Here is a 24974-nt window from a genome sequence, read left to right as displayed (position 1 = left end):
GACCGTTCTCCTGTTTTCGACCCGCCGCGATCGCCACCGCGATCGTCCGGCGGACCGCTCAATCCTCCACCATGCGTTCCGCTGTCAATGCGGCCTGCGCGTGCCCGAATTCGGCGTCCGTGCCGGCGACGAGGTCGGCTGCCGCGGCGACGTCGGCGGCGCGCGCCCGTTGCTCGATCTCCTTGCAGCGGGCCGACAGCACGTGCGCGCCGACGTTCGCACTGCTCGACTTCAGCGTATGGGCGGCCAGCCTCAGCGCATCGGCATCGCCCGCTTCGACGGCCGCGCGCATGTCGCGGATCAGCCGCGGCGCATCGAGCGTGAACTGATCGATGATGCGGGTCAGGATATCGGGGCGGCCCGGCCGCTGGAGCGCGCGCAATGCGTCGAGCGCCTTGCGGTCGATCACGTCGGCATCACCGTCCCGATCGGCGGTGGCCGCTCCGCCGGCTTCGGTGCCCGCTTCGATGCCGGCTTGGGTTCCCGCGTCGCCGCTCGCGACGGCCGGCCCGGACGCCGCGCCGCGGGCATGGCGCGCGAGCATCTGCAGCAGCGCATCGCGACGGAACGGTTTTCCCAGGTAGTCGTCCATGCCGGCGGCCAGGCAGCGCTCCCGGTCGCCGCTGAGCGCGTTGGCCGTCAACGCGATGACCGGCACACGCGGCGCGCCGGCTGCCGCTTCGTGCCGACGCAGCAGCCGCGTCGCCTCGAAGCCGTCCAGCAGCGGCATCTGGCAATCCATCAGGACCACGTCGAACGCTTCGTCCGCCAGCATCTTCAGCGCCTGCCGGCCGTCTTCGGCCACGGCCACCCGATAGCCGGTGTCCTCCAGCATCGCCAGCGCGATCTGCTGGTTGACCACGTTGTCCTCGACCAGCAGCACGCGCGCCGATCCGGCGTCGGGCGGCAGCGCCGCGTCCGCCCCGGCTTCGTCGGACACCGGCGCGGCCGAAGGCAGCGGCGGCGGCCTCATATGCATCGCCGATGCGATGGCCGTATAAAGCTCCGCGCCATGGAGCGGCTTCGTCAGCCGGGCGTCGATGTCGAGTTCGCGCGCGACCTGGATGCTGTCCATCATCTCGAACGCGGTCAGCGTGACGATCCTGAGCGCACGCAGCGACGGGTCGTGGCGGATGTGCTGCACGAGCGAGATACCGTCCATGCCCGGCATCCGCACGTCGACGATGGCCAGATCGAACGGCGCCCCGTCGGTGACGGCCGCCCGCAACTGCGACAGCGCATCGTCGCCGCCGATGGCCGTCGCGACGCACAGCTGCCATTCGATCGCATGTTCGACGAGCACGCTGCGATCGGTCTCGCTGTCGTCCACGATCAGCACCTTCAATCCCGCCAGCGACGACCTTGCGCCCGCCGCGACGTCGATCACGCCGGACACCGGCTCGAGCCGCGCGGTCACGGTGAACACCGAGCCCTTGCCGGGCGTCGATTCGAGCGTGAGCTTGCCGCCCATCATCTCGGCCAGCTGGCGGGAAATCACGAGCCCCAGCCCGGTTCCGCCGTATTTGCGCGCGGTCGAGCTGTCGGCCTGCTGGAACGGCCGGAACAACTGCGCGGCCACGTCCGGCGCGATGCCGATGCCGCTGTCGGCGACCGCGAACACGACGCGGCCGTCGTCCGTATACGACACGGCCAGCTCGACCTGCCCGCGCTCGGTGAACTTGATTGCATTGCCGATCAGGTTCGTCAGGATCTGGCGCAGCCGGACCGGGTCGCCTCGCATCCATTGCGGCACGGTATCCGCCTTGCGGAATACCAGTGCAAGCTCCTTGCGCTGCGCATTGGGTTCCAGCAGCGCGACGACATCGTCGAGCAATTGGTGCAGGTTGAAATCGATGTGCTCCAGCGTCAGCTTGCCGGCCTCGATCTTCGAAAAATCGAGTATGTCGTCGATGATGATGAGCAGCGTCTGACCGGATCGATACACGGTGTCGACGAACTTGCGCTGCTTCGACGTCAGGCGCGTGCGTTGCAGCAACTCGGTCATGCCCAGCACGCCGTTCATCGGCGTGCGGATCTCGTGACTCATCCTCGCGAGAAATTCCGATTTCGCCGAATTCGCGGTTTCGGCCGCGGCGATTGCCGCCTGCAGGTCGATGTCGCGACGTTCGATTTCGTCGAGCATCGTGTTGAAGCCGGCGATCAGGGTCGCGACTTCGTCGCGGCCCTTGTGGGACATGCGCAGGGACAGGTCGCTGCCGTTGCGGATGCGGGCCATGGTGCGCGTCAGATTCCCCAGCGGGCGGGAGATCGACGTGCCGAGGCGATGACTGATCACGAGGCTGCCGATCGCGAGCAAATACGACACGGCGACGATCATCGCGATGGCGCTCGTCACCGCGCGATTGACCTGCGACACGATGCTGCGCTGCTGCAGATCGACGCGCACGGCCTCCTGCTCCGTATAGGCCGCGAGGCGATTCGCGGTCGTCTCCACGTCCGCGATGATGCGCTGCATGCTCGCGTCGTTGGACAACATGTTCGACCGCACCGCGAGGATGCGGCGTGCGGATCCGGCCAGTTCAGCGGCCAGCGGAACCACATCCTGCGCGCGGCTCGACTCGCGCTGCCCGCTCGCGACGAGCGCATCGCGCAGCGCGCTCGCGGCGGCGGCGAGCTTGCCGAGATTCTCCCGTGCGTCGGCGTCGGCACGCTGGAGATGTTCCGTGCTTTTGCTTTGCGCGACCATGCGAAGGTCGGCCGCCAGTTCCTTGATGCCGCCGTTGACGACGGTCGACAGGTACCTGATCCGGGCCGCCTGCCGCTGGAGCGCGATCGTTTCGTCGAGACGCTGTCGCGCCTTGACGATCCGCAGCGCGAACGGGTCGGCGATTTCCGCCAGCTTCGTGTCCAGCGCATCGAGGGACTGCAGGACCTTGTCCTCCCTCGCGTGGTAGCGCGTCGCGACGGACGGCTCCACGAACATCCTGCCGCGCAGCGCGACAAGGCTGTCGTTGCCGTCGAGGATGTCGGCCGCCACGCGCCCGAGCGCATTCGCGACGTCCTGCGTCGTGGCGGCCTCGAGGCTCGGCGCCGCGATCGCCAGCGCATTGCGCGCACCGCCGATGGCCGCCTGCATGCGATCCCGCAGCGGAGCGAGCCGGTATCGGCTCGGCGCGGCGTCGACATGATCGGCAACGCTGACGATGTCCTTGACGTTCATGCGAACCTGGTCGAGCGCGTGAATCGTCCGGTTGTACGCAGTGTTGGCCGCCAGCGCGTCGCTCACTGCCGCGTTGGCCTGGCTGTCCAGCCGTTCGGTTTCGGCGCGGATCGTGCCCATAAATACGTCGCCCCGTGCCTGGATGCGCTCGATCAGACGGGTTTCGGCGCCCAGCCGCGCCTCGTCCCGCAGACGCTGGCCGACGCCTTCGCTCATCGACCGCAGCATCGTGCGCAGGTCGGTGGACGGCGCGTCGACGCCGTGCCCGTCGATCGCGCGCACGGCGGCCATGAGAGCGGCAGTCCGCTGCAATTGCGTTTCGATCTCCGCCGTGGCCTGCTCCTGCTCGGACGCGTCCTGCGCCCGCTCGAGCCGGCCGAAATCCACCGCGAGCTCCGCGTACGCGCGCTGGAGTTCGTTGCTGCGCACCTGCAGCGGCAACGATTCGGTCGTCAGCGTGTGCACGCCGGACGCAATGCCGCGCACCGCGATCAGGCTGGTCGCGGAAATCGCCAGCGCGCCCAGCAGCATCAGGCTGGTGCCGGTGACAAGCTTGGCCTTGATGTCCATGCAGCCTCCGGGATCTGGACGGCCCGCGCGCGGCCATCCGGCTGGTTATCTGGCCGGCGCGTCCACGGGAGCGATGCGGCCGTGCGCGATTTTCGAGAGGAACACCGCATTCAGCGCCTGATGATTGTCCGCGCCCAGATCGGCGACCAGACCGCCCAGGTCGAGATGCCGGATCGATTCGAGCGCCTGCTTCAGCGTCGCCCGGCTCGGCGACGGGCCGGCGCGTTCGAGGCCGATCAGCATGATCTTCGCGTCGATGCAGCCCTCGATGTGCACCACGCCCGCGTGTTCTCCCGGAAAGCGCCGCTCGATCAGCCGTACGCAGTCGCGGATCACGTCCCGGTCGTTCTGGGGAAGCGGCACGACCTGCGAGATCAGCGTGCCGTCCCCTTCGTCGCCGACCAGGCGCAGCAGGTCGTCGGTGCCGACGAACGATACCGATGCGAGCCGGGCCTTCAGGCCTTCGCGACGTGCCGCGCGGATGAACGCGGCAATCGGCGTATAGGGGCCGGCCATGACCACGACGTCAGGCTGGCTGTCCAGCAGCGACGCGAGGCCCGTGTCGACCGCCGTGGTCCCGCGGCGGAACGTGCCGGTCGCGACGACCTCCAGGCCATGGCGCTGCAGCGCCAGCCGCGTGCCCGCCAGCACCGCGAGCCCGAAGCCGTCGTCCTGATAGAACACCGCGAACCGTTTCGCGCCGTCGTGCGCGATGAAATGGTCGACCAGCGCGCGGGTCTCGTCTTCATAGCTGGCGCGGATGTTGAATACCTCCGGCACGACCGGCTTGCGCAGCGCCATCGCGCCGGTGAACGGGCCGACGAGCGGAATGCCGGCCTCCCGGATGATCGGCAGCACCGCCGTGGTCGTCGGCGTGCCGACATAGCCGAACAGCGCGAACACGTTGCCCCGTTCGATCATCTCCAGCGTGCTGTCGACGGTCCTGTCGGGCTCGTAGCGATCGTCGCCGACCACGAGGTCGATCTTCCTGCCATGCACGCCGCCGCGCGCGTTCACGTCGTCGAACACGGCTTGCGCGCCCGCCAGCAGCCCGCGCCCGAGGCCTGCCGAATTGCCCGATTGCGCGTTGACCATCCCAAGGCGGATCGCGCCGTCGGTCACGCCGGGCTCTGCCGCAAGGCAGGCGCCGGGGCCTGTCATCGCGGCAACGCAGGCCATCAGCGTCACTGTCCGGTGCAACGTCGCGCTTCGAGCGTGCTGGCGGACCGCGAGGCCGTGTTCAGGCCCGACGGAAGACGCCGTCCATCCCGGGCTGCGCCGGCCAAGGGATCGAACGATCGGCGCGAACGGCAGGCGGCCGGCACGAGCAAGCGCGCGCAATACATGCGGAAACCGGGTACCCGAACACATTCGTGCGACACACACGCCATTGCCCATGCTGGGTTCCCCTTCCGCACCCGGTTTCTTGATTCTTGATATCTGGTCATGCCCGCCGCATGCCGAACTACCGACGCGGCATGATGCGATTAGTCATATATATAGGTTGCATCAAATGCGACTGCAAGCCGGAGGCGATTAAACGCGGATTATCGACGGCATTGCACTTCCCGCACGGGAACGTCATCGCGCGAAGGCTGCATTTTGTTTTGCTTTCGGAATTTCGATTCGATTTTTAATGCGCCATTCTTTTGCTTAAATTCGCTCATTCGAATCGCGATGAATGCGCGCCGTGGTGGCGCGATCCGGTCCCGATTCTAAAACGGAACCGGCCGCCGATCTGCAACGCGGCGGGAAGCTCGCCTGCACGGCCCGAATGCCGTGATCTCTCGATGGAAAACTGGAGTTCGCGGCGCGCCGGAACAGACGGCGAACGACGTCGCGGCTGCGTCACTTCGGCGCCGACGCGCCGCTCGCCGCGTCGCCATGCCACGCCTTGCCGATCTGGTCGATCAGCGATTTCGCGGTGCCGGTCGCGAGCGCCGCGTCGACGCCCGAGGTCTGCCACGAGCCGTCGGCGGCCTTCACGAAGGTCAGGTTCGCGCGCGACGGCGAGTAATCGGCATTGCGCCACGTGACGACGACGTCGCACGAGTACGTGCGATCGCCGAGCTTCTTGCAGTCGCCGTCGGGCTTCGCCGACACGACATCGGCCGACACCGGCAGCGGCTGGCCGAACAGCGCGTTCAGGCCGCCGTGGTTTTCCGCTTCGAGCGCGCGGCGCACCGCGGCGTCGACGTCGTTCGATCCGGGACCGTCGTGGAGCAGGTTGCAGGCGGCCAGCAGCGTCGAGGCACAGCCGAGTGTCAGCAGCGTTTGAAACTTCATGGATATCCGTTGTCGAGTAAGCGTCGGGTGGCGCGCGGGAACACGTTCGCCGGACCGGTATGCCGCGTAGTCTGCAACGTCCGCGTGTCGTTCGCGGTATCCATTTGTAACCAATTGCACGGACGCGATCGCCCGCTGCCGCGCCCGCGCCTACTGCCGCTCCTGCTTCACGCGGCTGACGAGCTGCGTCGGGCTCACGAACTGCAGTGCGATCACGACCCATACGAGCGTGATGGTCATGTAGATCATCGCCATTGCGTCGATCGACTGCGGCGCGCGCACGCCGGTCGAGAACACCGCGTAATACAGCGCGACGACGAGCGTCTGCGTGCTCGGGCCCGCGGTGAAGAACGTCAGCTCGAACATCCCGATCGTGCGCACCAGCACGAGCAGCCCCGCCGCAAGCATGCCCGGCACGAGCAGCGGCAGCAGCACGTAGCGGAAATAGCGCCACGTGTTCGCGCCGAAGATGCGCGCGGCGGCTTCGAGATTCGGGTCGATCTGTTCGATGAACGGCGTCATCACGAGGATCACGAACGGCAGCGCCGGCACGAGGTTCGCGAGGATCACGCCCGGCAGCGTGCCCGCGAGCCCGACCTTGTACATCACGGTCGCCATCGGAATCCCGTACGTGACGGGCGGCACCATCAGCGGCAGCAGGAACACCAGCAGCGCGAAGCGCTTGCCGCGAAACCGCACGCGCGCGAGCGCATAGGCGGCCGGCACGCCGAGCGCGATCGACAGCAGCACGACCGCGCCGACGACCTCGACCGTCACCCACAGCACGCTCGCGAGCTGGAAGTCCTCCCACGCCTTCGCATACCAGCGCAGCGTGAAGCCCTGCGGCAGCGGCGTGCCGAACCAGCGCGTCGCGACCGAGTTCACCGCGACGGTCGCGATCAGCAGCATCACGTTCAGCAGGAAGAACGCCATCAGCCCCCAGACGAGCGCCTTCCAGGCACGGCCGGCGAGGTTGCTTCTCATCTTTTGCGGCTGCCTCGCATCGACGGGCCGTGCATCGGGCGAACCCTGCTTCGGCGGCCAGGCCGGCGCGGCATGATTGTCGGTCGCCATCAGCCCTTGCCCCCCGCCACCGGCCCCGTGTAGAAGAAGCGGCGCGCGCCGAGCATCGATGCGACCACCAGCAACTGCACGAAGCCCATCACGATCGCGATCGCCGACGCGAGCGAATAGTCGTAGCTCTCGAACGCGGCCTCGGCCGCCGCGATCGAGATCACGCGCGTCGGCCCGGCCGGCGCGCCGAGCAGCACGGCCGACGGGAACACCGAGAACGCCTGCACGAACGACAGGCACGCAGCCATCGTGAGCCCCGGCACGAGCAGCGGCAGGTAGATCTGCCGGAACTGCTGCCACGGGTTCGCGCCGAGCGTCGCCGCCGCGCGCGCGAGCGTCGGGTCGATGCCGCTGATGTACGACAGCATCAGCAGGAATGCGAACGGAAAGCCCGACACGATCAGCGACAGCAGCACGCCCCAGTAGTTGTGCGTGAGGCGCACTTCGTCGGTGTACAGGTGCAGCCCCTGCAGCGCCTGCGGAAACCAGCCGTTCGGCCCGAAGTACGTGAGCATCCCGTCGGCGACGAGCACCGTGCCGAGCGTGACGGGAATCACGAGCAGCGTCGTGACGAACTTCTGGTACGGCGAATGGCGGCGCAGCGCGAACGCGACGGGCACCGACACGCCGACGTTGAGCAGCGTGGCCGGCACCGCGAGCTTCAGCGTGACGAGCACGGTCGGCCACATCGCGGTATCGGTGAAGAACTGCACGTAGTTCGCGAGCGCGCCGCCGCCGTTCGTCGGCTGGAACGACAGCACGAGGCCGTACGCGAACGGATAGATGAACAGCGCGACGATGAACCCGAGCGCGGGCGTGACGAGCCAGGCCTTCGCGTCGCGCGGCGTGCCGGCCGCAAGCGTGCTCATGCAGCCTCCCGGCGGGACAGCGCCGCGGTCGGGCGGCTCATGTCGCGTCTCCCGCATAGACGAGCGTGCGCGACGGCGCGACGCGCAGCCGCAACCGTTCGCCTTCCGAGAATTCGCCGGCGACGCGCGCCCAGATCGAACCGAACGGCGCGATCGCGCGAATCAGCGAGTCGCGGCCGCCGTACTCGACCGTTTCGACCGTCGCGTCGAACGCGTTGTTGCCGGCGTCGTCCGCGCGCTCGATGTCGTCGGGGCGCAGCGCGACCACGACGTCCTTCGCGTCGAAGCCGGCCATCGGCACGCCCGTTAGGCGCACGCCGCCGGCTGCGACGTTCACGTAGTCGCCGGCCATCCCTTCGAGCGTGAACGGCAGCACGTTGCGATAGCCCATGAAGCGCGCGACATGCAGGTTGTGCGGGCGCGTGTAGACGTCCTTCGGCGACGCGACCTGCTGCACGACGCCCTCCTTCATCACGACGATGCGGTCGGCCATCGACAGCGCCTCGTCCTGGTCGTGCGTCACGTAGATCGTCGCGCGTTCGAGCTGCGTGTGGATACGGCGGATCTCCGCGCGCATCTCGATGCGCAGCTTCGTGTCGAGGTTCGACAGCGGCTCGTCCATCAGCACGAGCGGCGGCTCGATGACGATCGCGCGCGCGATCGCGACGCGCTGCTGCTGCCCGCCCGACAACTGCCCGGGCAGCTTGCCTTCATGGCCGACGAGCTGCACGAGTTCGAGCGCCTGCTGCGCGCGCCGCTGCGTTTCCTGCTTCGCCATGCCGCGCATCTTGAGGCCGAAGCCGACGTTGTCGAGCACCGACATGTGCGGAAACAGCGCGTAGTTCTGGAACACCATCCCGAAGCCGCGGCGCTCGGGCGGCAGCACGTCGATGCGCGTGTCGTCGAGCCAGATGCCGCCGCTCGTGAGCGGCTGCAGCCCCGCGATGCAGTTCAGCGCCGTCGACTTGCCGCAGCCCGACGGGCCGAGCAGCGCGATGAACTCGCCGCGCCGGATCTCGAGGTCGAGCCCGTCCAGCGCGGCGACCTGCGCGCCTTCCGCGTTGGTGAAGCTGCGGGACACGCCGTCGAGCCGCAAGCGTTCGAAACTGTGCTTCATTGCGCGAACTCCATGCACGCGGGCGCCGCGGCGCCCGCCGGTTCAAGCGTCATTTCGATTTCTGCGAACCGATCTCGCGATCCCACTTCTGGAACGCGGCGACCATCGCCTGCGCGCTGAGCGGCTGTACGTGCGGACGATCGGCGAGCAGCTTCGCGTATTCGGGTCGGCCGAACTTGCGGATCACCTCCTGGCTGTGCGCGGGCGCCATCTCGAGCGTCACGCCCTTCACCGCCGGGCCCGGATAGAAGTAGCCGTCGTCGTAGGTCATCGCCTGCTGCGCCGGTTCGAGCAGGAAGTTCATCAGCTTGAACAGCACGTCGAGCTTTTCCTTCGGCACGCCCTTCGGGATCACCATGTAGTGCGCGTCGTTGACCCACGTCATGTTGTCGAACGCCTGGACCCGGAACTCGGCCGGCACGATGCCGAGCGCGCGCGGGTTGAGATCCCAGCCGGTAACGGTCACGGTCATGTCGCGGGTGCCCTCGCCGAGTTCCTTCATCACGGCCGACGTGCCGCCCGGGTAGTACGGGACGCAGTCGTTCAACGCCTTCAGGAACGCCCAGGTCTTGTCCCAGCCGTTGATCGGGTCCTGCGGATTCTTGTCGCCGAGCACGTACGGCAGCCCCATCAGGAACGTGCGGCCGGGGCCCGAGTTCGCCGGGCGCGCGTAGATCAGCTTGTTCGGGTGCGCCTTGCACCACGCGAGCAGCTGGTCGGGCGTCTTCGGCGGGTTGCTCACCTTCGCCGGGTTGTATTCGAGCAGCGGGCCGGCCGGCATGTAGGTGACGGCGAGGCCGAAGCCTTGCGCAAGATCCTGCATCTTGCGCGGGCCGGGCGCGTATTTGTCGAGCACGCCGGGGAACGCGGCCGCATCGTCGGGCAGCAGTTTCTGCCACAGGTTCTGTTCGATGCCGGCGGCCAGCGCGTCGGTGCCCGTCAGCACGAGGTCGATGTCGGAGCGCCCGGCCGCCTGCATCGCCTTGATCTTGCCCGGCAACTGCGGCGCCGGCGCGTTCGTGAACGTGACGTTCGATACGAGGTTCGGGTTCTTGTCCCTGAAGGCTTCGATGGCCTTCTGCGTGAGCTGCAGGTTGCCCGCGACGTCGACGATGTTCAGCGACACGGGCGCGGCAACGGCCGTCGCGGCCCCTGCCGCCGTCAGCGTGAAGCCCAGCGCGACGGCAATCCGGCGGGCACGGCGCGCGATCGTGGTTGTGTTCATGTCTCCTCGCTTCGGTCGGTGGATGGGACCTTTCTTTCGGGAAATCATGACGGCGTTATACGATGTCGGTCAACAAAAAACCATGACGCGCGGGGCGGGACTTTCCCTGACAAAAACCTTCCGCTGGTTGACGATTTGCGCGCTGACCGATTTTTGTGAAACGCCGCGGCATCGATTACGCATTGTGTTAGGACGTCGTATATCAGTGGGCTGAGAAATGGAATCGGTTCAGAGCCGCGCGGCGGCCCGACGGTAACGGGTGTTCGCGCCGGAACCGGATCAGGCCCGGCGCGTTGCGGATCGATACTCAGGAAGCGCCGAGCGCCACGACCTCGCCGATCAGCCGTTCCGCGTCACGCCACTCCCCATAGCCGGACGCCGGGTTCAAGTGCCCGACGTCGCCGAGATCGACGAGCTTGCTACCCCACCCGGCCGCCAGCGCCTCGACGCGTTCGAAGCGCGCGAGCGGATCGTTGCGGCTCGCGGCGACGAGGCTCGGGAACGGCAGCCGTGCGGTCGGCACGGGCGTCCAGCCGTGCGCATCGATCGCTTCAGGGGTTGGATAGCCGTCGGGCATCGGCGTATCGAGATCGGCCGGCGCAGCGAGCAGCGCGCCGTGGATCGCGCGCGTGGCCTGCCGTGCCCAGTGCACGGCGATCATCACGCCCGCGCTGTGCGCGACGAGGATCACGGGGCCGTCGATCTCGGCCAGCGCCGCGTCGAGCGCCGCGACGCGCGCGGCGCGGCTCAGTTTGTCGGCTTCCAGCGGCGCGACGGAGCGTGCGTTCGGCAGGCGCCGTTCGAGGTGCGTCTGCCAGTGGTCTTCGACGTGATCGCGCAAGCCGGGCACGATCAGGATGGTGGGCGTGGTCGCCAGGGTCATGCAGCCTCCGGGAGGGTTCAGGAAAGGTGTGTCGCGCGCCGTTCGCGTTCGACGCGCGCGAGATCGGCCGCGTAGCGCGCGCGTCCGATCGCGAACAGCACGGCGGCCGCGAGCGGCACGACGGGAATCCATTGCAGTGCGCCGACGAGCCCGGCGCGATCGGCGACCCACCCCGTCAGCAGCGGGCCCGGCGCCATGCCGAGCAGGTTGTTGGCGAGCGTGAGCGTCGCGAATGCCGACGCGTGGATCGCGGCCGGCGTCAGGTTCGCGACCATCGCGCCCGATGCGCCGGACGCGCCCGCGCCGACCAGCATGCCCGCGCAGATCAGCGCGAGCTGCAGCGGCCCGGGCGGCAGCCGGAACGCGACCGCGAGGCAGATGCCCGTCAGCACGCAATACGCGATCGCGGTCAGCCATTTGCGCGAACCGTCGGCGCGGCCGACGCGGTCGGTGACGATGCCACAGCCGACCATCCCGACACCCGCGAGCAGCACGAAGCCGGCCGCGAGCACGGCGGCACGGTCGGGCGCCATCGCGTAGTAGCGGTTCAGGTAGCTCGGCAGCCATGCGAACAGCGCGCCCGGCACGAACAGGTGCAGCCCGCTGCCGAGATACGCGCAGATCACCGAGCGCGACGCGAACAACCCGGACACCAGCGCACGCACGCTGCCGCGCAGGTCGCGCGGCGCATCGGCATCGCGCCGGCACGGCTCGACGCGGCAGGCAGCAAGCCTCCGTTCGGTCACCGCGCAGCGATACGCGGCGAGCAGCACGATGCCGAGCGCGGCCATCACGCCGAACGACCAGCGCCAGCCGAGATGCGCGCCGACCAGCCCGCCGAGCGCCATCCCGAACACGGAGCCGAACGCGCCGCCGGCCATGAACGCGCCGGTCAGCGTCGCGCGCAGGCGGGCCGGAAAGATGCTGAGGATCAGCGCAACGCCGACGCTGCCGTACGCGGCTTCGCCGAGCCCGACGAGGCCGCGCGCCACGAGCATTTCGGCGTAGTTGGTCGACAGCGCGCAGCCGAGCGTCGCGATGCTCCACAACGAGGCCATCAGCACGATGCTGCGCACGCGGCCGAAGCGATCGGCGAGCACCGACAGCGGAAACGTCAGCAGGCCGACCAGCAGCGCGACGACGCCGGACAGCGAACCGAGCTGCGTGTCCGACAGGTTCCACGCATGCTTGAGCAGCGGAAACACCGCGTTGAGCACCTGCCGCGACATGTAGTCCGACAGCAGCAGGCCGACGGTCAGCCCGAACACGAGCCACGCGTACGCAGGCGCGCGCCGCTCGGTGGCCGTCAGACTCTGCAGCGACGGCTCGACATGATGAATCAACATGCGTGTCTCCTCCGGCACCGGCGCGATAACGCGCCGGCGCGGCTTGCGCGGCCCCGCTCCGTTCGGCGGAGCTTGCCTCGCGCGCTGCGCGAGGGTGGGTGCCGCACCACATCGATCGGCGGGCGGCGCTCGCGGGCCGCCCGGATGCGCCGCGCGTCAGGCCGCGCGCAGCGGCACGCTCACCTGGCCCGGCCGGCGGTTCGGCGCCATCCCGAGCTGCGCGAGCGTTTCGTCGATACCGTCGTACTGCACGCCGATCCGGTAGATCGCCTTCGCTTCCTTGCCGGTCGCGATGTCGCGGCCGAGTTCGCGCGCGATGCGCGCGCACTGCTCGACCTGCTGCACCGACGTCATCCGGTTGCCCTTCTGGTCGATGATCGTGTCCTCGATCCCGCAGCGCGGATGCAGGCCCAGCGCCATCGCGATCGTGTTGATCGGCAGCACGTTCTTCATCAGCGATTCGAGCGTGATGCACGCACCGTCCGGGCAGCGCCGCACGAATTCCATGAAGTTGTACGGATTCGGGCCGTCGAAGCCGCCGCCGATGCCGACCCACGTGACGTTCAGCGGGCCGCGATAGACGCCGCGGCGGATGATCCGTTCGAGCGTTTCGAGCGCGTGCATGCCGGTGAGCTGGAAATGCGGCTGGATGCCGGCCGCCTGCAGGCGGTGCAGGTGTTCGTCGACCCAGCCGGGGCCGGCCGGCACGGTCATCTCGCGGTACGCGTCCCAGTACGCGGTTTCGTTCAGCGACGTGCCGGCGATGTCCTCGCGGTTCATCAGCTCGGTGATGTTCATCTGCACGGTGTTGATCGCGACCGTCACCTGGTCGGGCTTCGGGCTCAGCTCGGCGAGCATGTGCCGCGTGTCGTCGGACAGCCATTTCGCTTCCGCGCCGTCGCCTTCCGGCGCGAACGAGATCGAGCCGCCCACCTGCAGGATCATGTCGGGCACGGCTTCGCGCAGCCGGCCGAGCAGTTCGTTGAACTTCGACAGCCGCTTGCTGCCCTTGCCGTCGAGCTCGCGCACATGCAGGTGCAGCACCGTCGCGCCCGCGTTGTAGCAGTCGACGGCCTTCTGCACGTGCTCGTCCATCGTCACCGGAATGTCTTCCGGAAAATCGGCGGGCATCCATTCGGGGCCGTACGGCGCGACCGTGATGACTACCTTGTCCTGGTTTTCCGGGTGCAGCGAATCGTCGAGAAATTGCATGTCGTCCTCCAGTGGAAATCGTTGTATTCGGGTTGTGTCCGGGCGTACGGGCGTGCGTATCCCGCCGCGTCGGGCGGCGGGCCCGGCGCGTTGCATGGGGTTGCGAATCGGTTACGGTGCGGGCGCGCTCAGAACGGCACGTCGCCGACGATGCCCGCGCGCTCCATCCTGCGAACGCACGGCGGGTAGTCCATCACCGCGTAATGCTGGGTGCTGCGGTTGTCCCAGATCGCGACGCTGTTTTTCTTCCAGCGCCAGCGCACCTGGTATTCGGGGATAGCGGCCTGGCTGATCAGGTATTGCAGCAACTGGCCTGCGCCTGGGTTCGCGTCCTGCCCGAAGCGCACGCGCGCCGGCGTGTGGAAGTTCGTGAAATGCGTCGTGAACGCATTCACGTACAGCACCTTCTCGCCGGTTTCGGGATGCGTGCGCACGACCGGATGCTCGGCGTCCGGATACTGCGCCTTCAGCGCGAGGCGCTTGTCGATCGGCATCGCCGCGCCGAAGCTCGCCTCGATGCTGTGGCGCGCGCGCAAGTCGTCGATCTGCTGCTTCACGTGTTCCGGCAGGCGCTCGTACGCGAGCACCATGTTCGCCCACATCGTGTCGCCGCCGACCGGCGGACCCTCGATGCAGCGCAGCACGCAGCCGAACGGCGGCGCCACGCGCCAGCTCGCATCGCTGTGCCACGCATTCTCGTAGCGGTCGTTCGGCTGGTCGGGCGACTTGTAGATCCGCACGAGCCCCGGGTGCTCGGGATCGCTGCCGGCGACCGGATGATCCTCGAGTTCGCCGAAGCGCCGCGCGAACGCGACGTGCTCGGCGCGCGTGATGTCCTGGTCGCGCAGGAACAGCACGCGATGCCGGAGCAGCTGCGCGCGGATCTCCGCGAACAGGCCGTCGTCGTGCACGGCGTCGGCGAGGCTCACATCCAGCAGTTCCGCGCCGATCGCGCAGGTCAAGGGTTCGACTCGCATGCGCGCCTCCTCAGACGATGAACACCGACGAACCGGTCGTCTTGCGCGATTCGAGATCGCGGTGCGCCTGCGCGGCATCCTGCAGCGCATAGCGCTGGTTGATCTCGATCCGGATGCGGCCGGCCGCGACATGCGCGAACAGTTCGCCGGCCAGGTCGTTCTTCTCGGCAGGATCGGCGATGTAGTCGGCCAGCGCCGGGCGCGTCAGGTACAGCGAGCCCTTCATCGCGAGGCGTTGCGGATCGAACGGCGGGATCGGGCCCGACGCGGTGCCGACGCACACCATCAGTCCGCGCCGCTTCAGCGAATCGAGCGAGCCTTCGAAGGTGTCCTTGCCGACGCTGTCGAACACGACGTCGACGCCCGCGCCATCCGTCAGTTCGCGCACGCGTTTCGCGACATCCTCGCGGCTGTAGTCGATCGTATGGTCGCAGCCGTGCGCGCGGGCGATATCGGCCTTGCGTGCGCTGGACACGGTGCCGATCACCTTGAGCCCGAGCAGCTTCGCCCATTGCGACACGATCAGCCCGACGCCGCCGGCGGCCGCGTGCAGCAGCAGCGTGTCGCCCGGCGTGAACGCGTGGATGCGGCGCAGCAGGTACGCCGACGTCAGCCCGCGCATCGTCATCGCCGCGGCGGTGTCGCACGCGATGCCGGCCGGCAGCCGGATCAGCGGCGCGGCCGGGATCAGCCGTTCGGTGCCGTACGCGCCGAGCGTGTTGATGAAGCCCGTATAGGTCACGCGATCGCCGGCGGCGACGTTCGTCACGCCGGGGCCGACGGCCTCGACCACGCCGGCCGCCTCGACGCCGATGCCGGACGGCAGCGGAACCGGATACAGGCCGCTGCGGAAATAGGTATCGGCGAAGTTCAGGCCGACCGCCTCGTGCCGCAGGCGCACCTGGCCGGGGCCCGGGTCGCCGACGTCGACTGCTTCCCAGCGCAGCACGTCGGGGCCGCCGGTTTCGTGGAATCGCACTGCATGTGCCATCGTGTTCTCCGTATGGTGTCAGTCGGATGCGCGTCGCGCATCGTCGGGTTCGTTCGTGCCCGGCGGCGTCGCGGCTGCGCCGGCCGCCTGCGGCTCGTCCAGTTCGGCCCAGTCGGCGTCGGCCAGGTAGCGCCGCGCGGCCGGGAAAATCACGCCTTCCATCCGCCCCATCTGCTCGAACGCGCCGTGTGCATAGCGCGCGAGCGCTGTGTCGAACGCGGCCGACGGCAGCCCGTCCACGGCGATTCGCGCCAGTGCGTCGAGCGCTTGCGCGTCGCGCTGCCGCTGGCGGTCGAGTTCGTCCAGCTCGGCCGCGACGCACTCCGCACGGGCGCGCAATGCCGCGAACAGCCGCGCTTCGGCAGCCGTGCCGAAACGTGCGTGCTGCAGCGCGGCGAGCGACGCCAGCGCACCCTGCGCGTCGACTGCTTGCCGCCGCGGCCCGTTCGCGGCATCGCCGCACCCCATCAGCGCTTGCAGCAGCACGCCGACCGCGCGATGCGCATCGAGACAGCGCGCCATCACGCGCGCCTCGGCCGGCGAACGCTGCGACGTGCATACGAGCACCGGCACGCCGCTCGTCGCCAGCAGGCGCTGCCGCCGCGCGCAGGTTGCCGCATCGGCATCGTGCGGCAGCGCCGCGACACAGATCAGGTCGCAGCCGAGCTCGCCGGCGAGCGTGTCGGGCGACGTGTCGCCGGCCGCCGGGTGGCCGGCCCCCGCGATCGCATGGGACAAGCCCTGCGCCCGGGCGGCGGCTTCCACTTTCGCACCGTGTTCCGGCAGCCGCGCTCCGGATAAACGCGAGTCCGGCGCGGCACCGGGCAGCACGAACGTGACCCGCGCGCCGACCGCACGGGCCAGTTCGAGCGCATGGCCGATCGCGTCGATGCCGCCGGGCGCGCCGTCGACCGTCACGAGCAGATGGCGGTACATCGCGCCGCTCCGCTTATCCGGCGGTCGACGCACTGCACAGCGCGCCGGTCGATACGATCTTCATGGGTGCCCTCCTCGTGGTGTTCGTCATTCGTCATGCATCGGAACCCATGCTATCGGCACGGCGCCGGTGCGGCCCCACTCGTCGCGGGGGGGATTGACGCGCGAACGCGGTTCGGCCGATCCTTCCCCCCACGCCCACCCCGGACGCTGGCCCGCACGGCACCGCCGGATTCCGACTGCTGCCCCGATGGCCCACCCACCCGATCGCGCCGACGCGCCCCCCACCGAACTGGTCCTGAAGACGACCGCGCCGCGCGTGCCGGCGCAGTTGCTCGCCCGCGCGCGGCTGAGCCTCGCCGCACCGGCGTTCGACGGCCGTCCGGTCACGCTCGTGCAGGCGCCGGCCGGCTACGGCAAGACGTCGCTGCTCGCGCAATGGCGCCGCGAATACCTTGCGCTCGGCCGCGCGGTCGTGTGGCTGTCGGCCGACGAGCGCGACGACGCGCCGCGGCTGCTGCAGGGGCTCGTGCAGGCGGTGCGCACCGGCTGCGCGCGGCCCGGCTTCGGGCGCCTGATCCCGGGCGGCGCGGCACGCGCGCTGGACGGCCTGACCGCGTGGCTGGCCGAGGTCGCGCAACTGTCGATCGACGCGCTGCTGATCGTCGACGACGCGGAGCGGCTGCCGGCCGCCGGCCTCGACGCGCTGACCTACGTGCTGCACAACGCGCCGCAAAACCTGCGTGTGGTCGTCGCGGCGCGGCGCGGGCTCGATCGCGCGGCCGGCGACCTGCTCGCCGGCGGGCAATGCACGCTCGCGGGCCCCGACTGGCTGCGCTTCACGCTCGACGAGACGATCGCGCTGGTCGGCGCGCGCTTCGCGCAGCGCGTCGACGCCGATGCGTGCGCGCGGCTGTTCGAACGCGTCGACGGCTGGCCGCTCGGGCTGCAACTCGCGATGGCCGCGATGGCGCGCTCGGCCGATCCGCGCCAGGCGGTCGACGCGCTCGCCGCACGTGTGGACGGCACGCGCGACCGGCTCGTGGAACTACTGCTCGCGAACCTGTCGGCCGACGACACCGCGTTCCTGACGCGCACGAGCGTCGCCGATCGCCTGCATCCGTCGCTGTGCGCCGCGCTGCTCGACGACGCAGGCGCGCCCGACCGGCTCGCGCGGCTCGCGCGCGACACGCCGCTGTTCATTGCATCGGACGATTCGGACTGGTGCCGGCTGCATCCGCTCGTGCGCGACACGCTGCGCGACCGCCTGGCCGCGGGCCCGGACGCGGAGCGCAGCGTGCTGCATGCGCGCGCGGCCGCGTGGCTCGACGCGCACGGGATGACCGAGGAAGCCGCGCGCCACGCGTATGCGGCCGGCCAGGTCGAGACCGCGTATGCGCTCGCGCAGCGCTGCCTCGAGGATGCGATCAAGCAGGGCCGCATCAACGACGTGCTCGACTGGCTCGCACTGCTGCCCGACGCGGAGCTCGACAAGCGCCCGACGCTGCGGATCGCGGTCGCATGGGCGCTGGCGCTCGGCGAGCGCCATGTCGAGGCGCAGCGCCAGATCGCGGGCATCCTGGTCGACTCCGGCACGCCGGCCGCGATGCGCTACGAATGCGCACTGATCCTCAGCGCGGCCGCGTATTACGCCGATGAAATCGATCGCTTCGTCGAACTGTTCGAACCGTGGGCCGACTTCACGCCGCCGGCGGCGACGTGGCTCGCGCAGATGCATGCGAACCGGCTGTCGGCGCGCGCGATCATCGTCGGCGAACCGGCGCAGGCGCGCCGCTACCAGCAGGCCGCGCCGCGCGGCGAGACGGCGGCCGGGTTCGGCTATGTCGCGCGCTGGGGCGAGCTGATCACGGGCCTGAGCTACCTGCGCGAAGGCCAGATCCGGCTCGCGGACGACGCGCTGTCGCCGGCGCTGGCGCGCGCGGAAGCCGATCTCGGCCGCCGCCATCCGCTGACCTGCATGCTCGCGGCCATGTGCGCGGCGATCGCCTACGAGGCCGACCGCGTCGACCAGGCCGCCGCGCTGCTCGCGAACCGGCTCGACGTGCTCGAACACGCGGGCACGCCCGACACCGTGCTGCTCGGCTATCGCACCGCCGCGCGCATCGCGCTGCTGCGCGGCGTCGAGCACCGCGCGATCGACCTGCTCGAGGCACTCGACGCGATGGGCGTTGCGCGCCGGCTGCCGCGCCTGTCGGTCGCGAGTCTCGCCGAGCAGGTGCGGATTCACGCGGCGCGCTATCGCGAGGCGACCTGCCATGCGCTCGTCGAGCGCATCGACGCGATCGCCGCGGCCGAGTTTCCGTCGCACGGGCCGCTGTGGCGGCGCCCCGTCGTGCTGCTGCAGGCGACCGCGCATGCGGGTGCGGCGCTCGCCGCGCGCCGCTGGGACGACGCGTGCGCGGCGCTCGACGAAGCGGCCGTGCTGGCCCGCGAAATGAGCATGGGGCGCGAGCGCATCGAGATCATGGCGCTCGGCGCGTTCGCGCTGGAGCAGTCGGGCGGCAGCGGCCGCGCACTGCTCGACGAGGCGATGAACCTCGCGGACATGTTCGGGCTCACACGCACGCTCGCCGACGCGCATCCGGCCGTTGCCGACTGGGCGCGCCGCGCCGGCGACGAGGCGGCCGCCGGCGACGGCCCCGCGCGGCACGCGCTGCCGCAGCCGCGCATCGTGCCGCCCGCGCCGCGCGGCGCCGCCAGCCCGCGCGCGGTGCCGAGCGTCGTGCTGACGCCGAAGGAGCGCGCGATTCTCGAACTGCTCGCGCGCAACCTGTCGAACAAGGAAATCGCGGTCGCGCTCGCCGTCGGCGAGGAAACCGTGAAGTGGCACCTGAAGAACCTGTTCGGCAAGCTCGACGCCAGCTCGCGCAAGCATGCGGTGCGCCGCGCACTGGTGCTCGGGCTGCTCGAAAGCGCACCTTGACGCTGGCCTGAAACGGCCTGTTCCGCCCGCATTGCGGCGTCGTTCGTCGTTGCAATAGCTGCGGCCATTGCGCCTCCTCTCGCCTTGCACGCGCCCAAAGGAAGACCCGTTGAGGGACGGGCGGAAAGGCATGTTCGCCAGCCCGTTTTCAGCGTGAACAGGCCCTGACCGCCCTTCGATTCTCCGCAACCCTGCCCCCCGCGCATGGGGGGGAGCGGCCGCCCGCCGTTGCGTAGTCTTTCCGCACGGCTCGCGCCGGCGTCGCATGTGTCGCCTTCCCGCCTGCCCCGATGCTTCCCCGCTTCACCCGGTCGGGCTCGATCCCGGCCGGTCCAATACGACCCTGGAGACTTCATGAAGACGAAACTGGCCGCGCTCGCGGCGCTTGCCGGCTGTTCGGCGCTCGCTCACGCGCAATCCTCCGTCACGCTCTACGGCGTGGTCGACACGGGCCTGCTTTACCAGAGCACGTCGGCCGCGTCGTTCAGCCCGACCGCGCCGAATACCGGCAAGGTGTTCCGCATGAAGGACGGCGGCATCTATTCGAGCTTCTGGGGCATCAAGGGAAGCGAGGACATCGGCGGCGGCTACAAGATCAACTTCAAGCTGCAGGGTTCGTTCGACAGCGGCACCGGCAAGCTGCAACTGAGCGACACGCCGGGTGCCGTCGCGATCTTCAACCAGGTCGCGTCGCTCGGCGTGTCGGGGCCGTTCGGCACGTTCACGGCCGGCCGCCAGATCGTGCCGATGATCTACGCGATGGCCGACACCGACGTGCGCAACGCGCAGTTCTTCGGCAGCGTGCTGACCGCGTGGCTCGGCCTGAACACCGCGGCCGGCTGGCCGGGGACCAGCACCAACGGCGCGATCGGCGCGCTGTACGACAGCAATGCGCTCGTCTACCAGTCGCCGACGTTCGCGGGCGCGTCGATCGCGCTCGAATACGCGCCGGGCGGCGTCGCCGGGCAGTTCCAGGGAGGCACGCGCGAATCGGTCGTGCTCAGGTATGCGAACTACGGGCTGAACGCGTCCGCGCTCTACTACAACGGCCACGACACGAACCCCGCGCCGGGCGCCGCACCGACCGGCGTCGACAACAACCGCTTCGTCTACGTCGGCGCGAAATACACGATCCGCGATTTCTCGGTGTCGGCGTCGTACGGCAACGGCAGGAATCCCGCGCACGCGGACCGCGTGAACCTCGACATGCTGTCGGCAGGCGTCGGCTACCGCTTCACGCCTGCGCTGCAGGTCACCTCCGCCGTGTACTACCTGAAGGACCGCAACCGTTCCGAGAACCGCTCGACGGCGGTCGTGCTCGCGGCCGACTACAGCCTGTCGAAGCGGTCGATGGTGTATGCGCAGGTCGGCCGCGTGAACAACCGCGGCACGATGGGCCAGATGCTCGTGTACGGGCAGCCGGTCGCGCCGGGTGTCGGCACGACGGCCGCGATGGTCGGGCTGCGGCACAACTTCTGACGATGCGATGACCTGACGCGGAACGAACCAGGCGGCGCTCGGGTGCGATTCGCGGCCGCCGCCTGCATCGATTCCGGGGATCGGCTACAGTGGGCGTTTTTCGGCGCGCTCCGGCGTCGTCACCGCGCCGCGGACCGTGCGCGAGCGCGGCGGCACGGCGGAGCGCGGATCACCCACCTCGTCGACGAGCGAACTTCCATGCCCGACCTGTCCGCCTTCCCGATCACGCAAAAGTGGCCGGCCCAGCATCCCGACCGTCTCCAGCTCTACTCGCTGCCGACACCGAACGGCGTCAAGGTGTCGATCATGCTCGAGGAAACCGGCCTGCCGTACGAGCCGCACCTCGTGCGCTTCGACACGAACGACCAGTTGTCGCCCGCGTTCCTGTCGCTGAACCCGAACAACAAGATCCCGGCGATCATCGATCCGAACGGCCCCGACGGCAAGCCGCTGCCGTTGTTCGAATCGGGCGCGATCCTGATCTATCTCGCGGACAAGACCGGCCAGCTGATCCCGAAGGATCTCGCCGGCCGCTACGAGGCGATCCAGTGGGTGATGTTCCAGATGGGCGGCATCGGCCCGATGTTCGGCCAGGTCGGCTTCTTCCACAAGTTCGCCGGCCGCGACTACGAGGACAAGCGCCCGCGCGACCGCTACGTCGACGAGTCGAAGCGCCTGCTCGCCGTGCTCGACGCGCATCTCGCGAACCGCAAGTGGATGATGGGCGACACGTACACGATCGCCGACATCGCGATCTTCCCGTGGGTGCGCAACCTCGTCGGCTTCTACGAAGCGGGCGACCTGGTCGGCTTCAGCGAATTCCGGCACGTCGCGCGGGCACTCGACGCGTTCGTCGCGCGTCCGGCCGTCGCGCGCGGGCTCAATATCCCGGCACGCAGCTGACCGGCGACGCGGGCGCGCCGTGTGCGGTCCGCGATAATCCGCGCAGCCCGCCGCATTGCGCGGCGGGTGTCGCTTCCTTCCGTTCGGCGCGTTCGCGGCCGCCGTTCGCTGTTTGCCGATGCTACTTCCCACCCGACCCTTCCGGTCGTTCCGGCGCTCCGTCGGCCAGCCCCGCCAGCAACTTTCCCAGCAATTGCGACAACTGCGCCTGTTCCGCGTCCGACAACGCGGCCAGCAGCGCACGCTGATTGTCGATATGCGCGACGACTGCTTCGTCGATCAGCGCGCGGCCGGTTTCCGTCAGCGCGACGAGCGTGCCGCGCCCGTCGGCGGGGTTCGGCCGGCGCTCGACCCAGCCGGCCTTCTGCAGCCGGTCGATGCGCGCGGTCATCCCGCCCGACGACATCATCAGCGCGTCGTACAGCGCCGTCGGCGTCAGCGCGAACGGCGCGCCACCGCGCCGCAGCGTCGCGAGCACGTCGAATTCGCCCGGCTGCATCCCGTAGCGCGCAAACAGCGGATTGAGACGGTCGCGCGCGATCACCAGCGCGGCTTCCTGCAATCGGCCCATCACGACCATCGACGAAGCGTCGAGATCCGGACGCTCCGCGCGCCATTGCGCGAGCGCATGCGCGGCTCGATCCATTAACCCTCCTCGGCTCACCAGTTATCTTGACGTCGAGATAAATCGGCGTTTATCTTGACGTCGAGATACTTTACATGAAAACGCACGGCACCCGGACGGATGCCGTGCACCGATACCGAGGGCCTGTCGATGAATCGCTTCACTTCCCCCGGATGGCGGCTCGCCGCCATCGTGCTCGTCGGGCTGAACCTGCGGCCCGCGCTTGCCGCCGTCGGCCCGCTGCTCGACATGATCCAGCGCGAGACCGGCATCGGCGACGGCGCGGCCAGCCTGTTGACGACGATCCCGATCCTGCTGATGGGGCTCGGTGCGCTGAGTGCGCGGCGCCTGCAGCGCGTGACGGGCATCGCGGGCGGCGTATGGCTCGGCGTCGCGCTGATCGGGCTGGCCTGCGTATCGCGCATCGGCGCGCAGCACGCGTGGCTGCTGCTCGCGAGCGCCTGCTGCGCGGGCGTCGGGATCGCGATGGTGCAGGCGCTGCTGCCCGGTTTCGTGAAGGCGCATTTCGCGACGCGCGTCGGCGGCGCGATGGGCGTCTATTCGACGTCGATCATGGGCGGCGCGGTGCTCGCGAGCGTCGTCGCGCCGTTTGCCGCGGCGCGCTGGGGCTGGCTCGCCGCGCTCGCGGGCTGGGCGCTGCCGGCCGCGGTGGCCGCGCTCGCATGGCCGCTGGCCGGTCGCGGCGGCGATGCGCTCGCCGCCGGGCCGGCTTCGGCGTCGGCTGCGCAGCCGTCGCGTTCGCCGCGCGCATGGCGGCTCGCGCTGTTCTTCGGGATCGCGACGGGCGCGTACACGCTCGTGCTCGCGTGGCTGCCGCCGTACTACATGCGGCTCGGCTGGTCGCCGACGGCGGCCGGCAGCCTGCTCGGCGGCGTGACGCTCGCGGAAGTCGTCGCGGGGCTGACGATCTCGGCGGCGATCGACCGCCTGCCCGATCGCCGGCCCGCGCTGCATGCGGCGATCGCGTCGCTGTTCGTCGGGTTGCTGGCGATGCTGGCCGCGCCAGAAGCGCTCGCCTTGCCGGCCGCGCTGCTGCTCGGTGCGGGAATCGGTGCGCTGTTTCCGCTGTCGCTGATCGTCACGGTCGACCATGCGGCGACGCCCGCCGACGCCGCATCGCTGACGGGGTTCGTGCAGGGTGTCGGCTACCTCATCGCCGGGTTGTTTCCGTTCGCGGCCGGCGTCGTGCGCCAGCATCTCGCGGACCTGACTCCCGCGTGGGTGGCGATGGCGTGCCTGTGCGTCGTACTGTTCGCGCTGGCGGCGGGTTTTGCGCCGCGGCTCGCGCGGCGTGTTGCGAGTGCTTAGGCGGTCAGCCGCACGTCAGCCGCTCGTTTCCCGCTCCGACGGCAACCGTCGATAGGCACGCATCGCCGCAACTCGCACGCGTCTTCGTCGCACAGCCGGCGCACCCGGATCGCGGGCTGCACGTCGTCGGCCAGTGCGCCGATCAGTTGTTCTCAGGTCGGCATGAGGCATGGGTGGCGAACACGGTTCGACCGTCATCGTGCGCGTGACGTCCGCGATCGCCGATCCGCGTGCGACGCGCACCTGCGCGAACGTCGTGCCGAACGCCGTCCGGCGCAATGTGCGATCAGCCCGCGCTCGCGTACAACGTCGAATCCGCGAACCCTTCGGCGTCGAGCACGCGCCCGATCAGGATCAGCGCGGTACGCTCGATCCGCGTGCCCTGCACCTTGCCGACGATGTCGGCGAGCGTGCCGGTCACGCGCTCTTCGTCGGGCCAGCTCGCGCGATAGATCACCGCGACCGGGCAATCGGCGCCGTAATGCGGCAGCACTTCGTCGACGATGCGCGCGAGATGGCGCACGCCGAGATGGATCGCGAGCGTCGCGCGGTGCGCGGCGAGCGAGCCGAGCGCTTCGCCTTCCGGCATCGTCGTCTTGCCCGCGAAGCGCGTGAGGATCACCGTCTGCGCCACGCCGGGCAGCGTCAGCTCGATGCCGAGCGTCGCCGCGCACGCGGCCGTGGCCGTCACGCCCGGCACGATTTCGTACGGAATCCCGAGCGCCTTCAGCCGGCGGATCTGCTCGCCGATCGCACCGTACAGCGACGGATCGCCCGAATGCACGCGCGCGACGTCCTGCCCTTTCGCATGCGCGGCGGCGAGCAGCGCGACGATCGCGTCGAGGTCGAGCTCGGCCGTATTGACGACCTGCTCCGCGCGATGGCCGTCGAGCACGGCCGCCGGCACCAGGGAGCCCGCATACAGGATCACCGGGCAGGTGCGCACGAGGCGCTGGCCCTTCACCGTGATCAGCTCCGGGTCGCCGGGGCCCGCGCCGATGAAATACACCGTCATCGAAAAATCTCC

19 protein-coding genes are annotated in these 24974 nt (G+C 69.5%); 4 read left to right on the top strand and 15 right to left on the bottom strand.

Annotation, left to right across the window (positions count from 1 at the left end; genetic code table 11):
• Positions 1-58: 58 nt before the first annotated feature.
• From FPJ27_RS27515 to FPJ27_RS27455, 13 genes are all read right to left on the bottom strand, one after another.
• On the bottom strand, positions 59-3751 hold the full coding sequence (locus FPJ27_RS27515; RefSeq protein WP_204423331.1) for a response regulator: 3693 nt from the start codon (positions 3749-3751) through the stop codon (positions 59-61).
• Positions 3752-3796: 45 nt separating this feature from the next.
• Positions 3797-4930: an ABC transporter substrate-binding protein gene (locus tag FPJ27_RS27510; protein WP_239483321.1), complete on the bottom strand. Its 1134-nt coding sequence runs from the start codon at positions 4928-4930 to the stop codon at positions 3797-3799.
• Between the two features lie 669 nt (positions 4931-5599).
• Positions 5600-6037 carry a hypothetical protein gene (locus tag FPJ27_RS27505; RefSeq protein ID WP_034184197.1) on the bottom strand — a complete coding sequence of 146 codons (438 nt, stop codon included), beginning with the start codon at positions 6035-6037 and terminating at the stop codon, positions 5600-5602.
• A 150-nt stretch (positions 6038-6187) separates the two neighbouring features.
• A complete protein-coding gene (locus FPJ27_RS27500) occupies positions 6188-7111 on the bottom strand; it encodes an ABC transporter permease (RefSeq protein WP_204423329.1) in 924 nt (307 codons plus the stop codon).
• Positions 7111-7980 (bottom strand): sugar ABC transporter permease, encoded by an 870-nt coding sequence (locus FPJ27_RS27495; protein ID WP_072441054.1) that lies wholly within the window; start codon positions 7978-7980, stop codon positions 7111-7113. The genes FPJ27_RS27500 and FPJ27_RS27495 overlap by 1 nt, the downstream gene beginning before the upstream one ends.
• A 37-nt stretch (positions 7981-8017) precedes the next feature.
• Complete coding sequence (locus tag FPJ27_RS27490) at positions 8018-9097, bottom strand: ABC transporter ATP-binding protein (protein ID WP_204423325.1); 1080 nt, start codon at positions 9095-9097, stop codon at positions 8018-8020.
• Between the two features lie 49 nt (positions 9098-9146).
• Positions 9147-10322, bottom strand: a complete 1176-nt coding sequence (locus tag FPJ27_RS27485) for an extracellular solute-binding protein (RefSeq protein WP_204423323.1) — start codon at positions 10320-10322, stop codon at positions 9147-9149.
• 307 nt (positions 10323-10629) lie between these two features.
• Positions 10630-11205, bottom strand: coding sequence for an alpha/beta hydrolase (locus FPJ27_RS27480; protein ID WP_204423322.1), 576 nt, complete (start codon positions 11203-11205; stop codon positions 10630-10632).
• 17 nt (positions 11206-11222) lie between these two features.
• Positions 11223-12551 (bottom strand): MFS transporter, encoded by a 1329-nt coding sequence (locus FPJ27_RS27475; protein WP_204423321.1) that lies wholly within the window; start codon positions 12549-12551, stop codon positions 11223-11225.
• Between the two features lie 156 nt (positions 12552-12707).
• Entirely contained in the window at positions 12708-13763 is a 1056-nt protein-coding gene (locus tag FPJ27_RS27470; RefSeq protein WP_204423320.1) for a 3-keto-5-aminohexanoate cleavage protein, read from the bottom strand.
• A 128-nt stretch (positions 13764-13891) separates the two neighbouring features.
• Positions 13892-14740, bottom strand: coding sequence for a TauD/TfdA family dioxygenase (locus FPJ27_RS27465; protein WP_204423319.1), 849 nt, complete (start codon positions 14738-14740; stop codon positions 13892-13894).
• A 10-nt stretch (positions 14741-14750) separates the two neighbouring features.
• Positions 14751-15731 (bottom strand): quinone oxidoreductase, encoded by a 981-nt coding sequence (locus FPJ27_RS27460; protein ID WP_204423318.1) that lies wholly within the window; start codon positions 15729-15731, stop codon positions 14751-14753.
• A gap of 18 nt (positions 15732-15749) precedes the next feature.
• Positions 15750-16667, bottom strand: a complete 918-nt coding sequence (locus FPJ27_RS27455; RefSeq protein WP_204423317.1) for a universal stress protein — start codon at positions 16665-16667, stop codon at positions 15750-15752.
• Between the two features lie 250 nt (positions 16668-16917).
• On the opposite strand from FPJ27_RS27455, the gene FPJ27_RS27450 reads away from it, so the two are divergent.
• From FPJ27_RS27450 to FPJ27_RS27440, 3 genes are all read left to right on the top strand, one after another.
• Positions 16918-19611, top strand: coding sequence for a LuxR C-terminal-related transcriptional regulator (locus FPJ27_RS27450; protein WP_204423314.1), 2694 nt, complete (start codon positions 16918-16920; stop codon positions 19609-19611).
• A 354-nt stretch (positions 19612-19965) separates the two neighbouring features.
• A complete protein-coding gene (locus FPJ27_RS27445; RefSeq protein ID WP_204423313.1) occupies positions 19966-21090 on the top strand; it encodes a porin in 1125 nt (374 codons plus the stop codon).
• 198 nt (positions 21091-21288) lie between these two features.
• Positions 21289-21993, top strand: coding sequence for a glutathione S-transferase N-terminal domain-containing protein (locus FPJ27_RS27440; protein ID WP_204423312.1), 705 nt, complete (start codon positions 21289-21291; stop codon positions 21991-21993).
• A gap of 121 nt (positions 21994-22114) precedes the next feature.
• On the opposite strand, the gene FPJ27_RS27435 is transcribed toward FPJ27_RS27440, so the two are convergent.
• Complete coding sequence (locus tag FPJ27_RS27435) at positions 22115-22639, bottom strand: MarR family transcriptional regulator (protein WP_072441029.1); 525 nt, start codon at positions 22637-22639, stop codon at positions 22115-22117.
• 129 nt (positions 22640-22768) lie between these two features.
• On the opposite strand from FPJ27_RS27435, the gene FPJ27_RS27430 reads away from it, so the two are divergent.
• Positions 22769-23947 carry an MFS transporter gene (locus FPJ27_RS27430; RefSeq protein ID WP_204423311.1) on the top strand — a complete coding sequence of 393 codons (1179 nt, stop codon included), beginning with the start codon at positions 22769-22771 and terminating at the stop codon, positions 23945-23947.
• A gap of 286 nt (positions 23948-24233) precedes the next feature.
• Here the strand turns inward: FPJ27_RS27430 and cobM are convergent, their stop codons facing one another.
• Positions 24234-24962: a precorrin-4 C(11)-methyltransferase gene (gene cobM, locus FPJ27_RS27425; RefSeq protein ID WP_204423310.1), complete on the bottom strand. Its 729-nt coding sequence runs from the start codon at positions 24960-24962 to the stop codon at positions 24234-24236.
• Between the last annotated feature and the right edge of the window lie 12 nt (positions 24963-24974).

It is taken from the genome of Burkholderia sp. MS455, from assembly GCF_016899445.1.
Taxonomy (GTDB): domain Bacteria; phylum Pseudomonadota; class Gammaproteobacteria; order Burkholderiales; family Burkholderiaceae; genus Burkholderia; species Burkholderia pyrrocinia_C.
Note: the sequence above shows the minus strand (reverse complement) of the source record. Positions and strands in the feature narration are given on the sequence as shown.

Excerpts from the sequence above, each read along its gene's own strand:
- FPJ27_RS27515 (WP_204423331.1), bottom strand. The coding sequence starts at position 3,751 with ATGGACATCAAGGCCAAGCTTGTCACCGGCACCAGCCTGATGCTGCTG.
- FPJ27_RS27510 (WP_239483321.1), bottom strand. The coding sequence starts at position 4,930 with ATGGCCTGCGTTGCCGCGATGACAGGCCCCGGCGCCTGCCTTGCGGCA.
- FPJ27_RS27505 (WP_034184197.1), bottom strand. The coding sequence starts at position 6,037 with ATGAAGTTTCAAACGCTGCTGACACTCGGCTGTGCCTCGACGCTGCTG.
- FPJ27_RS27500 (WP_204423329.1), bottom strand. The coding sequence starts at position 7,111 with ATGGCGACCGACAATCATGCCGCGCCGGCCTGGCCGCCGAAGCAGGGT.
- FPJ27_RS27495 (WP_072441054.1), bottom strand. The coding sequence starts at position 7,980 with ATGAGCACGCTTGCGGCCGGCACGCCGCGCGACGCGAAGGCCTGGCTC.
- FPJ27_RS27490 (WP_204423325.1), bottom strand. The coding sequence starts at position 9,097 with ATGAAGCACAGTTTCGAACGCTTGCGGCTCGACGGCGTGTCCCGCAGC.
- FPJ27_RS27485 (WP_204423323.1), bottom strand. The coding sequence starts at position 10,322 with ATGAACACAACCACGATCGCGCGCCGTGCCCGCCGGATTGCCGTCGCG.
- FPJ27_RS27480 (WP_204423322.1), bottom strand. The coding sequence starts at position 11,205 with ATGACCCTGGCGACCACGCCCACCATCCTGATCGTGCCCGGCTTGCGC.
- FPJ27_RS27475 (WP_204423321.1), bottom strand. The coding sequence starts at position 12,551 with ATGTTGATTCATCATGTCGAGCCGTCGCTGCAGAGTCTGACGGCCACC.
- FPJ27_RS27470 (WP_204423320.1), bottom strand. The coding sequence starts at position 13,763 with ATGCAATTTCTCGACGATTCGCTGCACCCGGAAAACCAGGACAAGGTA.
- FPJ27_RS27465 (WP_204423319.1), bottom strand. The coding sequence starts at position 14,740 with ATGCGAGTCGAACCCTTGACCTGCGCGATCGGCGCGGAACTGCTGGAT.
- FPJ27_RS27460 (WP_204423318.1), bottom strand. The coding sequence starts at position 15,731 with ATGGCACATGCAGTGCGATTCCACGAAACCGGCGGCCCCGACGTGCTG.
- FPJ27_RS27455 (WP_204423317.1), bottom strand. The coding sequence starts at position 16,667 with ATGTACCGCCATCTGCTCGTGACGGTCGACGGCGCGCCCGGCGGCATC.
- FPJ27_RS27450 (WP_204423314.1), top strand. The coding sequence starts at position 16,918 with ATGGCCCACCCACCCGATCGCGCCGACGCGCCCCCCACCGAACTGGTC.
- FPJ27_RS27445 (WP_204423313.1), top strand. The coding sequence starts at position 19,966 with ATGAAGACGAAACTGGCCGCGCTCGCGGCGCTTGCCGGCTGTTCGGCG.
- FPJ27_RS27440 (WP_204423312.1), top strand. The coding sequence starts at position 21,289 with ATGCCCGACCTGTCCGCCTTCCCGATCACGCAAAAGTGGCCGGCCCAG.
- FPJ27_RS27435 (WP_072441029.1), bottom strand. The coding sequence starts at position 22,639 with ATGGATCGAGCCGCGCATGCGCTCGCGCAATGGCGCGCGGAGCGTCCG.
- FPJ27_RS27430 (WP_204423311.1), top strand. The coding sequence starts at position 22,769 with ATGAATCGCTTCACTTCCCCCGGATGGCGGCTCGCCGCCATCGTGCTC.
- cobM (WP_204423310.1), bottom strand. The coding sequence starts at position 24,962 with ATGACGGTGTATTTCATCGGCGCGGGCCCCGGCGACCCGGAGCTGATC.